This is a genomic window from Mesorhizobium sp. M1273, from assembly GCF_040318195.1.
Taxonomy (GTDB): Bacteria; Pseudomonadota; Alphaproteobacteria; order Rhizobiales; family Rhizobiaceae; genus Mesorhizobium.
The window spans coordinates 18,996-33,474 of the sequence record NZ_JAMYLV010000023.1 but is presented as its reverse complement, the minus strand read 5'-3'; the positions used below and the strand labels follow the sequence as shown (position 1 = coordinate 33,474).

General features: G+C 60.9%; 14 protein-coding genes. 4 read left to right on the top strand and 10 right to left on the bottom strand.

What is annotated here, in order from left to right; genetic code table 11:
• Window positions 1–36: 36 nt before the first annotated feature.
• Window positions 37–1,035, top strand: a complete 999-nt coding sequence (locus tag NKH30_RS22270; RefSeq protein WP_352541848.1) for a sugar-binding transcriptional regulator — start codon at window positions 37–39, stop codon at window positions 1,033–1,035.
• Window positions 1,036–1,087: 52 nt separating this feature from the next.
• Here the strand turns inward: NKH30_RS22270 and NKH30_RS22265 are convergent, their stop codons facing one another.
• The 5 genes from NKH30_RS22265 to NKH30_RS22245 form a co-directional block, all read right to left on the bottom strand.
• Entirely contained in the window at window positions 1,088–1,819 is a 732-nt protein-coding gene (locus NKH30_RS22265) for an ATP-binding cassette domain-containing protein (RefSeq protein WP_254819755.1), read from the bottom strand.
• A gap of 2 nt (window positions 1,820–1,821) precedes the next feature.
• On the bottom strand, window positions 1,822–2,802 hold the full coding sequence (locus tag NKH30_RS22260; protein ID WP_352503300.1) for an ABC transporter permease: 981 nt from the start codon (window positions 2,800–2,802) through the stop codon (window positions 1,822–1,824).
• A 195-nt stretch (window positions 2,803–2,997) separates the two neighbouring features.
• Complete coding sequence (locus NKH30_RS22255) at window positions 2,998–3,981, bottom strand: sugar ABC transporter substrate-binding protein (RefSeq protein ID WP_502895713.1); 984 nt, start codon at window positions 3,979–3,981, stop codon at window positions 2,998–3,000.
• Between the two features lie 39 nt (window positions 3,982–4,020).
• Window positions 4,021–5,226 (bottom strand): mandelate racemase/muconate lactonizing enzyme family protein, encoded by a 1,206-nt coding sequence (locus tag NKH30_RS22250; RefSeq protein WP_352541846.1) that lies wholly within the window; start codon window positions 5,224–5,226, stop codon window positions 4,021–4,023.
• Window positions 5,227–5,240: 14 nt separating this feature from the next.
• Window positions 5,241–5,960 carry a FadR/GntR family transcriptional regulator gene (locus tag NKH30_RS22245; protein WP_352503247.1) on the bottom strand — a complete coding sequence of 240 codons (720 nt, stop codon included), beginning with the start codon at window positions 5,958–5,960 and terminating at the stop codon, window positions 5,241–5,243.
• Between the two features lie 366 nt (window positions 5,961–6,326).
• Between NKH30_RS22245 and NKH30_RS22240 the strand changes: the two genes are divergently transcribed.
• Window positions 6,327–7,316 (top strand): Tim44 domain-containing protein, encoded by a 990-nt coding sequence (locus tag NKH30_RS22240; protein ID WP_352818841.1) that lies wholly within the window; start codon window positions 6,327–6,329, stop codon window positions 7,314–7,316.
• Window positions 7,317–7,402: 86 nt separating this feature from the next.
• Here the strand turns inward: NKH30_RS22240 and NKH30_RS22235 are convergent, their stop codons facing one another.
• From NKH30_RS22235 to NKH30_RS22220, 4 genes are all read right to left on the bottom strand, one after another.
• Window positions 7,403–8,494, bottom strand: coding sequence for an AI-2E family transporter (locus NKH30_RS22235; protein WP_352997063.1), 1,092 nt, complete (start codon window positions 8,492–8,494; stop codon window positions 7,403–7,405).
• A 225-nt stretch (window positions 8,495–8,719) separates the two neighbouring features.
• Window positions 8,720–9,133: a type II toxin-antitoxin system VapC family toxin gene (locus NKH30_RS22230; protein WP_352997061.1), complete on the bottom strand. Its 414-nt coding sequence runs from the start codon at window positions 9,131–9,133 to the stop codon at window positions 8,720–8,722.
• On the bottom strand, window positions 9,130–9,378 hold the full coding sequence (locus NKH30_RS22225; RefSeq protein ID WP_352455498.1) for a plasmid stabilization protein: 249 nt from the start codon (window positions 9,376–9,378) through the stop codon (window positions 9,130–9,132). Before NKH30_RS22225 ends, NKH30_RS22230 begins: the two co-directional genes overlap by 4 nt.
• Before the next feature lie 418 nt (window positions 9,379–9,796).
• On the bottom strand, window positions 9,797–10,939 hold the full coding sequence (locus NKH30_RS22220; protein ID WP_352997059.1) for a Fic family protein: 1,143 nt from the start codon (window positions 10,937–10,939) through the stop codon (window positions 9,797–9,799).
• A 204-nt stretch (window positions 10,940–11,143) separates the two neighbouring features.
• Here NKH30_RS22220 and NKH30_RS22215 point away from each other — a divergent pair, with 204 nt between their 5' ends.
• Complete coding sequence (locus NKH30_RS22215) at window positions 11,144–11,374, top strand: hypothetical protein (RefSeq protein WP_502904314.1); 231 nt, start codon at window positions 11,144–11,146, stop codon at window positions 11,372–11,374.
• Window positions 11,375–11,728: 354 nt separating this feature from the next.
• Window positions 11,729–12,517 (top strand): exodeoxyribonuclease III, encoded by a 789-nt coding sequence (xth, locus tag NKH30_RS22210; RefSeq protein WP_352541842.1) that lies wholly within the window; start codon window positions 11,729–11,731, stop codon window positions 12,515–12,517.
• 74 nt (window positions 12,518–12,591) lie between these two features.
• On the opposite strand, the gene ligD is transcribed toward xth, so the two are convergent.
• Window positions 12,592–14,364, bottom strand: a complete 1,773-nt coding sequence (gene ligD / locus NKH30_RS22205; protein WP_352997057.1) for a DNA ligase D — start codon at window positions 14,362–14,364, stop codon at window positions 12,592–12,594.
• Window positions 14,365–14,479: the final 115 nt, after the last annotated feature.

Below are 14,479 nucleotides of genomic sequence, written 5' to 3'. Positions count from 1 at the left end.
CTGGACCCGCTGCCGCGGAGTGGACAGGATGATCTGATGGAGAAACCAGCGCGAAAGAAACGCGATGGCCGCCAAGCCGTAACGAGTTCCGTCACGGCCGATCGCGAGGAAGGGCTGCTCGTGCGCGCCGCCTGGCTTGCTTATGTCGGTGACCTGACGCAGGCGCAAATCGCCAAGTCTCTTGGCCTGACCCGCCTTCGCGTCAACCGGATGCTGGCGCATGCCCGTCAGCGCGGGATCGTTCAGATTCGCATCAATTCCAAGGTGGCGAACTGCATCGAGCTGGAGCACCGGCTGCGGGACGCCTATGGCGTTTCCGACCCAATCGTGGTTCCGACACCGCCCGATCCTACCCTGGTGCCACAGGTGATCGCAGCCGCTGCCGGTGAAGCCCTGTCGCATAGAATCCGTGACGGGATATCGGTGGGCGTGGGATGGGGACGCACGCTCCAGCTTAGTCTGCGCTCAGTGACCGTGCGCCCCGTCAAAGGCATGTCGGTCGTTTCCCTGCTTGGCGGGCTCACGCGTGGATCGGCGATCAACATCTATGAAATCGCCTCGCGGCTCGCGGCGCTCTTCGACGCGGAATGCTACTACATCGCGGCACCGGTGTTCACGGATACGGAGGCCACGCGCGATCTGCTTATGCGCCAGTCCATTCTGGAAGACGCCTTCACCCACGCCCGCGACGTTGACGCCGCTTTCGTTTCGGTGGGCGCGGTGCACAAAGACGCCACCATCTTTCGGATCGGACTGGTAGGAGACAATGATCTCAGATCGCTCCAAAAAGCCGGAGCCGTCGGCGATATCTGCGGTCACTGGATCGGCGCCGACGGACAACTCGTCGATCACCCGCTAAACAGCCGTGTCATCGGCCTCGCCCCCGAACATCTGCGCGACGTCGACACTGTGATCCTGCCCTCCGGCGGCCTCGACAAGGTTCCGGTGCTGCGCGCCGTGTTGCGTCTGGGAGTCGTCGATGTGCTGATCACCGACGAGAAAACCGCCGAGGCGATCCTTGCGGAAAAGCCGTAGCGCAGACTGACCTCTACCAGCCGAACGGCTCGCCAGTGACCGCTTCTTCGCGTCACAGAACCTCGTGGATTTCCTCGATCGAAGTCTCGCCGATCCGCTTGTCGAGAACGATCTCGCCGCGCGCCATCGCCACGACCCGGTCACAGCATTCGAAAACATGATGCATGTTGTGGCTGATGAAGACGCTGGTGATGTTCTGGGCCTTGAGGGCGCGAACGAAGCCGATCACCTTTCGCGTCTCCTTGACCGAGAGATGATTGGTCGGCTCGTCGAGGATCATGACTTTCGACTTGAAGTGCATGGCCCGGGCGATCGCCACGCCTTGGCGCTGGCCGCCCGACAGTTCGCCGACCAGCGCGTCGGGCGACCTCAGATGCAGATCGACGTCGGCGATCGCTTTGACGCTTTCGTCACGCATGCGCTTCTGGTCCAGGATGCCGATGCCGAAAACCGAGCCCTTCACCGGTTCGCGTCCGATGAAAACGTTGCGTGCGATGGTCATGGTCGGGACCATCGAATTGTACTGGTAGATCGTCTCGATACCGCGATCCATGGCGTCGCGCGGGTTCGAGAAGCGGACCGGTTCACCTTCGATCCTGATCTCGCCGCCATCGGGCTTTTGGGTGCCTGACAGGATGTTGATCAGCGTCGATTTGCCGGCGCCGTTATCGCCGACAAGGCCCAGCGCCTCGTCTGGATAAATGTCCAGAGTGACGTTCTTCAAGGCGTGGACGCCGGAATACCATTTCTGGAGCCCCTTGATCGCGATGATGGGTGCCGCCATGATCAGGTCTCCACCTTCATTGCCCTGCCCCGCTTTCGAAGCCAGGCGTTCACGACGACCGCGAAGATAGTCAGGAAGCCGATTGCCATCTTGAACCAGTTGGCGTCAACCTGGCTCAGCACCAGTCCGTTGTCGATGACGCGGATCAGGGCAGCCCCGATGATGCCGCCGAAGATAGTGCCAATGCCGCCAGTCAGCGAGGCGCCACCGATGACGGCAGCCGACACGGCTTGCAACTCCAGCCCCTCGCCGATCGAAGGCAGCGGCGCGCCAAGCCGCATCACCTGAATAGTGCCGGCAAAGCCGGCGAGCACCGAACAGATCATGAAGCAGGCGACCTTCACCCGGGCCGTCGGGATGCCCATCGATTGCGCGGCGGGCAGAAAGCCGCCGGTGGCGCGCACCCAGTTGCCGAAATTCGTGCGCGACAGAAGCACCGTCACCAGGATTGCCACGGCGAGAAACCAGAAGAACGACATGCGAAAGAGGTCGCCCGGCCCCACATAGATCGTAAACAGCCATTTCGGCAGAGCGTTGGCCGGGATGACAGGAGGGAAGCCACCGGAGATTACCACCGTCAGCGAACGCGCGATGAACAGCATGCCAAGCGTGGTGATGAAGCTTGGTATCGCGAAACGAATCGTTATGAACCCGTTGAAGAAGCCAATCAGGGCGGCGATCGCGAGCCCGGCGGCAAAGGCCGGCGCGAACGGCACGCCTGCCGCCAGCATCACCGCCATGGTCATCGGGGTCAGCGCAAATACCGAGCCTACCGAAAGATCAAACTCGCCGCATATCATCAGCAGGGTCACGCCGATCGCGACCAGCCCCATTTCAGGCAGCAGCCCAAGCATTCCGCGCACGTTCTGTGTGTTCAGAAATACGCCGTTCGAGCGAATCTGAAAGACGAGGAGAAGGAGGAGCAGGAACACGACCGCCGCAAGCTCAGGCTTCTCCAGATAAATCTTCATCAAGCGCTTCATCATTCGCTCCGGCTTGGGATTGTTTGCGCTGGCTTGTCGCATCGGCAAGGGGATGGCGGCAGTTTGTCGGCTACCGCCCCTGACATGGGAGATGCCGTTGGAGGATGGGACGGAGCCGACGCCCAAAGCCGTGCTGCCTGGCCCTCCCCTTGCCCCCTCCGCGTAAAGAACGAGGAGAGGACGCTGGCTTCGCGCCTACCGCACGCCTTGTGCGGCCAGTTCCTTGAGCTTCGGCACGTCTTCCTTGACGATGATGCCCTTGCCGGTGTCGATGTCTGCTGGCAGCAGACCGACGTTCTTGGCGAGATAGGCTTCCATCACCGGCATGAAGCCCTGCATGTAGGGCTGCTGGTCGACCTGAACCTGGATGTAACCCGCTTCCATCTGTTGCAGGACTTCCGAGACGATGTCGAAGCCGCCCATCAGCACCTTGCCCGGCTCGATCCCGCGATCGATCAGGACCTGGGCCACGTAGGCATGCCAAAGGCCGGTGTCGAAATACACCGTGGTGTCCGGGTGGGCAGAGAGATAGGCGCCAACACGATCGGCGACGACGGCGCCATCTGTGCCGGTGTCGAGCCGTTCAATGACCACTTCGCGTCCGGCATTCGCCGCCTTGTATTCCTCAAGGAACTTCATGACGCCGGCAGCGCGCTGTTCCGACCAGTTCTGACCGGGCGCGGAGACGCCGACGAGCGCCCTGATCTTGCCTTCCTTGGGGAAGAACTCGGACATCTTCTTGCCGAGTTCGTAGCCGGCGGGAATGAAGCCCTGGCCGATGAAGGCCTGGCGGGCATTGCCGGCTGCACCCTCGGTGTCGTCGACGTTGGACGCGATGACCGTGACGCCGGCAGCGCGGGCGTCGGCGATGATCTGGTCGAAGGCATTGTTGTCGACGATCGAGGTGATCAGCGCGTCCGGTTTTGCCGCGAGTGCCGCCTGCATGTTGGCCGACTGTTGCTCGATCGAACCTTCGGTCTGCGTGAAGACCATCTGGCAATTGGCCTGGATCTTGGCGCAGGCGTCGTCAAAGCCCTTCTTCACCGCCTGCCAGAACGGGTTCGACGCCGACGAATGATGCGTGAAGACGATGTTCATCGGCTCCTGTGCGCGTGAGCCGATTGCCGAGCCTCCAGCCAGTACTGCTGCCAAGGCTGCCGAGATAAGTAGCTTCTTCATGGTTCTCCTCCTCCGTAGAAAGCTGCTTCAGGTTCATTTTCAGAGAGTAGATGCCTCGCTCACCCGTCGAAGCGCCGTGAAGGCGCGATCGATCTCCGGGTTCAGTTCCATGCCGAGGCCCGGTCCGGGAGGCACGGTGATCATGCCGTTCTTCACCTGCGGCAAAGCGGTCACAAGGTCGCGGTACCAGGTCTTGTAAAAGGCCCTGACACTCTCCTGGACAAGCGCGTTCGGCGCATTCAGCGACAGGTGGGTCGATGCGCCGAGCACCACTGGACCTGTGCAGTCGTGTGGCGCGACCGGCAGGTGCCATGCTTCAGCCATGGCAGCGATCTTGCGCGCCTCCGAGAGCCCGCCGCACCAGCTGATATCAAGCATGATGACACCGGCCGCTCCGGTTTCGAGAAGGTCGCGGAAGGCCCACCGGGAACCGAGCGTTTCCGAAGCCGATATCGGCGCCAGCGAAGCCTCGGCATAGCGTTTCAGGCTGGACAGGCTGTCCATCCTGATTGGATCTTCGTGCCAGAAGGTCTTGTGGGGGGCAAGCTCGCGAGCGATCTGCATGGCCGGCAGCAGCTGCCACATTGAATGGAATTCAACCATGATGTCCATCTTGTCGCCGACCGCATTCCGGATTTTCTCGAACGGCGCCAGCGCGGAATTCAAGTCGGGCTGCGATATATACTGGCCGCGCGTTTTCTCGGCGGCCATGTCGAAGGGCCAGATCTTCATGGCCGTGATGCCTTCCTCCAACAACGAATGCGCCAGTTCGTCGGCGCGGTGAAGGAAGCCGTTCAGATCATCATAGGCGTCGCCAGGCTTATCGAGCCCGTAGTTGGCCGTCGTCTGCCCGGTGGCCTTCTTGATGTATTCGGTTCCGGCACAGGTGTTGTAGGTCCTGATCTCGTGCCTGGTGAACCCGCCGAGGAGTTGTGCGATCGGCTGACCCGTCGCCTTTCCGAACAGATCCCAAAGCGCGATGTCGAAAGCGGAATTGCCCCTGACTTCCGCGCCCGTCGATCGGAAACCGAGATAGCCGACGAGGTCGGCGGCAAGCAGGTCGATCTGCAAGGGGTCGCGCCCGATCACGCACGGCGCGACATATTCGTGCAGATAGGTCTCGACGGTTTCAGCCATGAAAAAGGTCTCGCCGAGTCCGACGAGGCCTTCGTCCGTGTGAACCAGGACCCACAGAAGGTTCGGCCGCTCCTTGAGCCGCAGTGTTTCCAGTTTCGTGATCTTCATTGCGCCCCTGCTCCTCAGGCGATGCCGGCCGCCAGTAGGGCCTTGACGCTCTCGTCAAAATGCCTCGCCATCAGGTCACGCGCCGACTGGGGATCACCGGTCTCGATTGCTTCGGCGAGGTCGATATGGATCTGGATCATCGCCAACTGCTCGGCATCCGAAGGGCGGGTCCGCCAGCCGATCGGCCAGGTCTGGCGCGATACGCGCTCGAACGCGCCGACGATGAGGCTGAAAACCGGATTCTTCGCAGCCTTGGCGATTTCGAGGTGAAAGGCGAGATCGTGCTCCATGACCTGTTCCGGCCGCTGGAAATTCTCGAGCATGGCGAGCGCGTGCGTCCTGATCCTTTCCACTTCGTCGGCTGTTCTGCGCAAGGCCGCCAGCATGGCGGTGCGGGTCTCAATCGTGCGGCGCACGTCATAGATTTGCTGCACCGTGATCTGCTCGGTGTGGACGCCATGCTCGATCACCAGTGACATCGCGCCATAATCCAGCTCGGCGACGGTAGCCCGTCTGCCCGCCCTCAGGTCGATAAGCCGCATGGCGGCGAGCGAGCTGAAGGCCTCGCGAACCACGGTACGCGAGACGCTCAATTGTCTCGAAAGCGCGGCCTCGCTGGGCAGCCGGTCGCCGGGCCCGAGCTCATGCGCGCGGATATGGCGCGTGATCTCGCCGATCGTATTGCTGACCAGGCTCGCTGCGTCGGAATGTTTTGCGGATACGGCCGTGCTCACGCAATCTCCCGTTCAGGAGTGGGCAAACCTGTATGGCAGGTTTTCCAGATATGTTGATAGTACATAGGAAAGCTGTAAGTCAATCGAGTCTTCGCCGGGAGACCTCGGCATCATCGCCGGGGACATCGATGACCAGAGGCTTGCATGAGCGATGCTGTTGACGCGACCGATGCCGGTCGGCCGGGTGCGGGAGCCTGCGTGGTCGAACAGCGATCATCGCGCTTGGGTAGGGCAGACATTCTCGTCGTGAACACCGGCGGGCGGCCGACCATGCCGCCCGAAAATATCTCGACGGACGATTCACTGCTATTTCGATCGACGCACCCCATATGAGCGGAAAGAGTGTCACTTGAGGACTTGCCTATGCTGATTTCGCGTTGGGGACGGTTTGCAGTTTTGTTTGTGGGGTTGTTCCTGGCATTTTCCATGGTCGCTGTGGATCACGCCGATGCGCGCCGTGGCGGCAGCTTCGGCAGTCGCGGCATGCGCACTTTCCAGCCGGTCCCGCCGACCAGAGTTGCGCCGCAACCGGCCGCACCGGTCGAGCGCTCGATGACGCCCAATGCGGCCACGAACAATGCGGCCCGTCAGCCGCAGGCATTCCAGCGCCCGGGCTTCTTCAACGGCCTCGGCGGATCGATGATACGTGGGCTGCTTCTCGGCGGTTTGATCGGCGTTCTTCTGGGTCATGGGTTCGGCGGCTTGGCCGGCATGTTGGGTCTTTTGCTCCAAGTACTGCTGTTCGGCGGCGCGATCATGCTGGCGATCCGCTTTTTCCGCTCGCAGGCGGCGCAAAACCCGGCACCCGCTATGGCCGGTGCCTCGCGAGGCACCGGGACCTTTGGGCGAAGCGCTGCAGCCCGGCCTGACCCGAGCAACACCGCAGCGTTCCCCATTCCAGGCATTGGGTCAGGATATGGCGGAACGAACCAAGACAATGCTTCCGATGAGATCACACTCACCCAAACCGACCTCGACACGTTCCAGCAACGGCTGACGGAAGTTCAGGAGGCATTCGGGCGCGAAGATCATGCTGCATTGCGCCGGTTGGTGACATCCGAGATGGTGTCCTATCTGTCCGAGGAACTTGCCGACAATGCCAAAAAGGGCGTCAGGAACGACGTGTCGGACGTCAGCCTGCTGGAGGCCGATATTGCGGAAAGTTGGCGGGAGGGTGATCGCGACTACGCGACGGCTGCTTTGCGCTATGAGTCTCGCGACGTGACCCGCGACCGCATCAGCGGCAAGGTCGTTGAGGGCGGGGCCGATCAGCCGACGGAGACGGTCGAACTGTGGACCTTTACGCGGCAGAACGGCGGTGACTGGAAGGTTGCCGCAATACAGCAGCCTGGCTGATGTGCTTGCCTTCGTTGAGATCTCTGCCCAGAGGTTGTTCAGGTTTCGCGCTACCACTCGAAGACCAGCGCCCTTTTCGCGCTTGATCAATCCGTCACGGACTGATGCGGTAGCTCACCAGCGCGCGCCGGCGTCGGCCGGTCGGTCAATCGAGTCTTTAGCACGTCGATGAGGCTGATTGTGATGGCGATCACCGCAGGTCCGAGGACAAGGCCGGATGCTCCGAACAAGACGATGCCGCCGACCGCGCCGATAAAGGCCACCACCGTGTGGAGGCGCAACCGATTCCCGACAAGCATCGGATAGAGCAGATTGTCGATGCCGCCGACGATGACGCCGCCCCAGACGGTCAATATCGCTGCGCTGGCCCAAGCTCCCTCCAGTGCGAGATAGACCGCTGCGGGCACCCAGATCACAAACGCCCCGAGCACGGGCACGATGGCAAGAAGTCCCATGACAAGGCCCCAAAAGACTGGCGTCGGCAGGCCGAGCCACCAGAACATCAGGCCACCCAATGTTCCCTGGACGGCGGCGACGAACACGGTGCCGAGCAGTGTTGCATGGACGGTCTCCGCAAAGCGAGACAAGATGTAGGCTGTCTCCGGAGCGCGCAGGGGCGAAAGGCCCGCGACGGCTTGCAGGCCATGTTGGCGGTCGCGCAGAAAATAGAACAGAAGATAAAATGTCAGGCCGAACATCGCGACTTGATAGATGGAGCCACGCAATAGCGATGTGCTTTGTCCCGTCAGCCATTGCACGAATGCGGCGACTGAGCCGGCCGGATCGAATTGGTTCTCGATCCATTGGGCAATGGCCGAAAGCGTGGGATAGCCAGACATGAAGCCGACTGCGTCCCAACCGCGGATGACCTCCTCCAGATAAGTCGCTCCGTTTACCGCCTCGCGAACGAGCTGTTGTGCGACGAGCGCCAGCGGCAGGCCGACGGCGATCGCCGCGACGCTTACCGATATCAGCGCTGCCAGGTTTCGATTTCCGACCCGTCTCTCAACCCACCGGTGAGCCGGAGACAGAATAATTGCCCGGACGAGCGCCCAGGTCAATGCCGGCAAAAAAGGCCACGCCAGCAGATAACAGACATATAGACCGATCGCCGTCGCTGCCAGGACGCCGAGCAATTTCAATTGTTTCACATCCGGCATCTGTTTCAGATCGGGCATCTCTCGCCGTCTCGCAAGCTCAGCGAGCCTAATGGTTTTCCCGAAGAAAAGGCAGGTCGGTTGCCGTACCCGGTCAGGCTGCCGCTGAGGCGCTTCGAGTGACCTTCAGGGGATTTTGACGACATGCAAATTGACCTGATATCGCTCGCCTGCGCTTTGACGGCCTTTCAGCCCGTCTTTGACAGGCAGATGGGGCTTGAACAAAAGCGACGACAGGAAAACGCTTCAGAACTCCCACGGAGATGTCAGAACGAGTCCTGCCGTCTCGAAGTCAGTCAGATTGCGCGTGGCGAGGCGGCCCCCGTTTACTCGAGCGATCGCCGCGATCATGCCATCGGGTGCCGACATGCCGCGTCCCTGGCGAGCAGCAGCACCCATAATTTCCCCATAAACCAGCGCAGCCTCTTCTGTCAGACCGAAGATGCGGTCTGCGAAACGCCGGCGCCAGTCCGACAACCCTTGCTCCAGCCGTTCGGCACGTTGATCCGGTCTTATCTTCTGGATGCCGAACGCGATCTCGGCAATCGTCACGGTTGGAAGCGCGAGTTCGGCATCGTATCGGATCAGCCAGGCAATGACCGCCTCGTCTGGGGTCTCTTTCAACGTTTCGGAAACGACGTTCGTATCGACAAAGATCAAAGCTCGACGCCTCGATTCGGCCGGCGACTCTCACGGATCACCGCCTCAAGGTCGATGTCTGTGCCGGATTGCGCTGAAAGCCGCGGGTAGAAGGCAGAAGCAGGCTCACGACCGGCCTCGCGGACCTCGTAAGATTCGAGGGCGCGCTCGACCACCTCCGCAATCGAGCGGTTTTCACGACGGGCAAGCCGGTGTGCAAGATCACGCGCCTTGGCGCTGCGGACTGAGAGTTGTGGCTCGGCCATATCGGACTCCTTGGCACCCATTGTATAGGCTCATTTCGCCTGCTAGCAAGATGGCATCTGATGGCTTGATGTCAAAACCGATGTTGCAGCGAGTTGCGGCTGCGCAGAAATAGGAGATAAAAGGCCTAGCGTCGGTTGCCGTACGGGTTGTGGTGCTGTCAGGATGGCGAAACCAGAAGGCGTTGGGTGCCTAGGCAAAGCCAAAGCGCGATTCAGGGGTTTTGCAGCCTATCAAACCGCTCGCTGGGGCTTCAATGGCGGCTATCAAGGCGGAAAGTTCGTCAATGACTGGCCCTAACGGCTTGCGACCGAACCCGATGGACCAGTGCCGAGCGACAAACGGCATAGACGCATTCTCCGAACCAATCGAGCGGGCCAATCATGCTTTGGGCGCGCGCTGTCGGCTCGCGCTCCTGTTTCAACGATGTCGCCGAGGCGCGCGATCCGGCCCATCATCCAATCCTGCCAGCGAATAGCTCGTGCTTCGCCCACCGGCTTCATCTCTCACGAGTATCCCTTGCGCCAGGAGATCATTGATATCGCGCAAGGCCGTGTCAGGTGAGGTGTTGGTCAGCACTGCCCATTTCGAGGAGGTGAGCTTGCCTTCGAAGCCGTCCAGGAGCCGATTGACGACTTTGCGCTGGCGTTCGCTTAGAGGTCGTTGGACCATCTCCTCCCAAAAACGGGCCTTTCGCAGCACATTGGCCAAAATCTCCTCGGCCCCGCTGAAGGCGCGGTCGAGGCAGCTTAGAAACCATTGCAGCCAAGGGGTGATGTCGAGACTGCCCTTCTGCGTCCGTTGGAGGATCGCGTAGTAGTCCTTCCGCTCCGCCCGGATTTGCGCGGACATGCTATAGAACCGCTGAGCGCTGCCCTCCGATCGCGCCAACATCATGTCGGCGATCGCGCGGGCGATACGGCCGTTGCCATCCTCGAAGGGATGGATGGTGACGAACCATAGATGGGCGACCCCCGCCTTCAGAACGGGATCAAGCGGCGCGTAACCGTTGAACCAGTCGATGAACGAGGCCATTTCAAGCTCAAGCCGGGCCGCTGCTGGAGCTTCATAGTGGACTTTCTCCCGACCGATGGGACCTGAGACGACCTGCATCGGACCAGAGGCTTCATGCCGCCACGCACCGACGATAATCTTCGTCATGCCGCTGCGACCCGTCGGAAACAGGGCCGCATGCCAGGCGAACAACCGCTCATCCGTAAGTAGCGCCTGATAGTTCTGAGTTGCGTCGAGCATCATCTCGACCACGCCCTCGACATCGCGGTCGACCGGCGCCAGTGCGCCAATATTCATGCCCAGTCGGCGGGCGATGGACGACCGCACCTGTTCCTTGTCGAGAATTTCACCCTCAATTTCGCTGGATTTGAGAACGTCCTCCGTTAGGGTCTGAAGCATCGCCTCGGCACGCAATTCGAAGCCTAGCGCCTCCATCCGCCCCAGCAGCCGGCCCTGCCGATGGCGCACCGTCGCCAGTTGATCGGCAAGGTCCTGGCTGCGCCACTCGAACTGCGGCCAGTTTTCAAGCTCGTAGATATAGGTCGCCATATTCTCCGCACTTTTTGCGTCGAATATGGGCCTCAATCGTCGTATATGCAAGATCATTTGCCGCAATTTATGCGGTGAATAGACCAGCTAAACACCGCATGGTCACGGCTTATTATTCCTCTTGTCGGCTTCTTCTCTCAAAGACCTCCCATTTTGACGCTATATCTCCTCAGGTTATGAGGCATTTTGCGGCTAGGCAGTGAGATGGCACTGGTCCAGTACTCCGACAATGGCTTCTTCGCTCCGCGCACGATTGCCGACGCCTTTCGCACGACGAGCGACGAAGTCGGTCGAACTGCCGGGCTGGGCAAGGATGCCGTCCAGCACAAGCAGCGGGTCCGGTCGGACAAGACCATGGCCGATGTGGTCCACAAGGTCGAGCCGTGCTTCGGTTCAACCCTTCGCAAGATCGCCCGCCTTGCCGCTACGAATTGAGAGCTGTGGCTCGGCCATATAGGATTCCTTCGCAGCATTACTTAAACCCACTGGACCCAAGGCGGTCGCCCTCAATCAGCAGTAGACCTGCCCAAGCTCCACCCGTCCGTGCGTTGCGGCCGCCCTAACGCCGGATTGTGCGCGCCGCATCTACCGCTCGCGACTTCGTCTACGACGCTCCCGACGACCAGCTCCTGCGCTCATTGCGCCATCTGGCACGCGGAAAGGCTCGCTGAAACCGCTCGACCGCCATTCTAGAAAGACGACTGACAAGGCCTCCCTTTGGCGGCATGATGCAAGCATAACATCTGAGCCTTCCATGCTCAAATCGCCGAGGGTTGTTGAGAACTTCGGATGACCCGTATCGCAACCTTTAACGTCAACGGCGTGAACGGTCGCCTGCCCTTGCTCATCAAGTGGCTGGGTCAGACCGACTATGACATCGTGTGCCTTCAAGAACTGAAGACTTCGGACGAGAAATTTCCCGCGGAAGCCGTCAGGAACGCCGGTTATGGCGCGATCTGGCACGGGCAAAAGTCCTACAACGGTGTAGCTATACTCGCACGGGGAAAGGAGCCCCTGGAGCGTCGACGCGGCCTGCCGGGTGACCCTGACGATACTCACAGCCGGTATATCGAGGCAGAGGTGGATGGGATCGTCGTGGGGTGCATCTACCTGCCCAACGGCAATCCAGCGCCCGGCCCGAAATTCGACTATAAGCTCCGCTGGTTCGACCGTCTGATCAGCTACGGCCAGCTACTGCTCAAAGAGGGGATCACAAGCGTTCTGTGCGGCGACTACAACGTCGTGCCAACGCCGATCGATGCGGTGGTGCCGAGACGTTGGACGGGCGACGCAGTCTACTTTCCGGAGAGCAGGCAGGCCTACGCCGAAATGCTAGACAATGGCTGGATGGATGCCGTCCGCTGCATTCATCCGGAGAAAGGCATCTACACGTACTGGAACTTCTCCTACCGAGGCGGTTATGATCGGAGTTCCGGCCTGCGGATGGACCACCTCCTCGTCAGCCCATCACTTTCGAACAGATTACGTGACGCGGGCGTGGACGCTGACCTGCGAGGCTGGGAAAAGCCGAGTGATCATGTGCCCGCCTGGATAGAGATCGACCCGGCCGGCAATTAGTTGACATGATCGAATGTTCGGCGGAATCGCCGGGCGTCTTCGCCCACTGCTAATAGAATGCGCTGCGAGATTGCTCACGCTGCTTTTCTAGCAGCCGCCCTAAACGGACGGTCAATGGTGAACGCATCTGGACGGATGGCTGCCTCGACCTGGCTCCAGGTCACGGGACGGGCGATTGGGAAGCCGGGTCGCGCTCGTGGGGAGAAGGCGCCGACCGCCGTGTTGCCGCGCCCATTGCGAAGGTAGTCGATGAAGATGCGGCCCTTTCGGGCTGCCGGCGCGGCGGAGAGCAGATAGCGATCAGGATGGGCTTCAGCGAGGCGCTTGGCGAACGATCGGGCAAGGAGCCGGGCATTGTCGTGCGTGATCTTCGTCTCAAGTGGGGCCATCAGGTGAATTCCCTTGCCGCCCGTCACCTTCGGCCAGCTCTGCAGACCTTCCGCTTCCATGATGTCGCGGAGCGTTAGCGCGGTCTCGATCACTTTGTCCCACTCGACCCCCTCGCCCGGATCAAGGTCCAGAACGACCCGGTCGGCATGTTCGATGTCGTCAACAGCAGCGTTCCAGGGATGCAGCTCTACCGCATCCATCTCGACCAGCCCCAGCAAGCCGGCAAGGTCGTCCACCCACACGCGCACACCTTCGCCACCCTCGCGCTTTTGAACGCGCAACTGATGCACTGCTGCGGGGATCTTCGGCAGCGCGCCCTTGTGGTAGAAAGTTGCCCCGAGAGCATGGCGGACCAGCTTCAGCGGTCGGTGGCCGAGATGGACGAGTGCGTAATCGGCAACCCTCTGCCAGTAGCGCGCAAGCTCTTCCTTGGAGGGCGAGACCGCGTCGGGCAGCAGTTGCAGGATGTTCTCCCTGGCAATGCCATGTTCCTGGGCTGGTCCACGTCGCTTTGATGGCGCCGGAGGCTTGGCCGGGATCGCGACCAGGTCTTCTCGCAGACCCTTGAATACTGCCTCACGCAACACGCCGCGATCAGTGACGCCGCTGAACTGTACCTCGGCCAGCACCTCTGGTCTGACCCACGTCGCCTTCGGCTTCACGATGGGCTCTGACAGAGGCGACTTGCTGATGATCAGCGGGTCGAGCCGCTCTCGAACCAGTTGAGCAACGCTCAAGGTGTAGCCGCTGCGGGCCTTCCCGGCATAGAGCAGTCGGTCGCCCTCGCGGCGACCGATGTAGAGGGATGCGATGCGGCGCGGGTGAGCGCCCAGCTTCTCGACAAATGCCACGATGGGGAAAGTGTCGCTCTTGATGCACTTCACCTTGAGCCAACTGGTCTGGACCCCTGAGCGGTAGGTGGCATCGGTGCGCTTGGAGACGATGCCCTCCAACCCCATACGGCAGGCATGTTCAAATACGTCCGTGCCGCCCAACTCCAGATGTTCGGCGTAGGTCAATGTCGGGGCTGAGTTCTTCAGCAGCTTCTCTAGGGCTGCCTTACGCCTTACCAGCGGCTGCTGCCGCAGATCGCGCCCGTTGAGGTGCAGCAGGTCGAATGCGTAGAAGATGAGCCTCGGCGAGTCTGGGCTGCCCAACTCCCGTTCCAACGCTTGGTAGTCCGGCAGGCCAGTGTCGCCGAGAACGACAGCCTCCCCGTCGATGATCGCCGCCTTCACCGGCAAGTCCGCCGCCGCTTGAACAATTCGTCGGTATCGGTGCGACCAGTCGTAGCCACGGCGCGTGAAGGCTCTCGCTTTGCCGCCCTCAATGATCAGTTCGGTGCGGTAGCCGTCGTACTTGATCTCATGAAGCCATTCGCCGCCCTCGGGCGCATTCTCGACCAGCGTCGGCGACTGGAACTCAACGAAAGAAAGCCCGTCTGTGGCGTTACGCATGCACCCTCCGACGGCGAGTCAAGACGCAGAGCAGCAATAGGTTCCGGGGCATTTTAGCGAAATTGTATGTTGGGGCAGTTTATGGTTCCGTTGGAATTAGCATCAATTATCAAGC

Bases quoted from the DNA above. Each gene is read 5' to 3' on its own strand.
- NKH30_RS22270 (WP_352541848.1), top strand. From the start codon at position 37: ATGGAGAAACCAGCGCGAAAGAAACGCGATGGCCGCCAAGCCGTAACG.
- NKH30_RS22265 (WP_254819755.1), bottom strand. From the start codon at position 1,819: ATGGCGGCACCCATCATCGCGATCAAGGGGCTCCAGAAATGGTATTCC.
- NKH30_RS22260 (WP_352503300.1), bottom strand. From the start codon at position 2,802: ATGAAGCGCTTGATGAAGATTTATCTGGAGAAGCCTGAGCTTGCGGCG.
- NKH30_RS22255 (WP_502895713.1), bottom strand. From the start codon at position 3,981: ATGAAGAAGCTACTTATCTCGGCAGCCTTGGCAGCAGTACTGGCTGGA.
- NKH30_RS22250 (WP_352541846.1), bottom strand. From the start codon at position 5,226: ATGAAGATCACGAAACTGGAAACACTGCGGCTCAAGGAGCGGCCGAAC.
- NKH30_RS22235 (WP_352997063.1), bottom strand. From the start codon at position 8,494: ATGCCCGATCTGAAACAGATGCCGGATGTGAAACAATTGAAATTGCTC.
- NKH30_RS22225 (WP_352455498.1), bottom strand. From the start codon at position 9,378: ATGGCCGAGCCACAACTCTCAGTCCGCAGCGCCAAGGCGCGTGATCTT.
- NKH30_RS22220 (WP_352997059.1), bottom strand. From the start codon at position 10,939: ATGGCGACCTATATCTACGAGCTTGAAAACTGGCCGCAGTTCGAGTGG.
- NKH30_RS22215 (WP_502904314.1), top strand. From the start codon at position 11,144: ATGGCACTGGTCCAGTACTCCGACAATGGCTTCTTCGCTCCGCGCACG.
- xth (WP_352541842.1), top strand. From the start codon at position 11,729: ATGACCCGTATCGCAACCTTTAACGTCAACGGCGTGAACGGTCGCCTG.
- ligD (WP_352997057.1), bottom strand. From the start codon at position 14,364: ATGCGTAACGCCACAGACGGGCTTTCTTTCGTTGAGTTCCAGTCGCCG.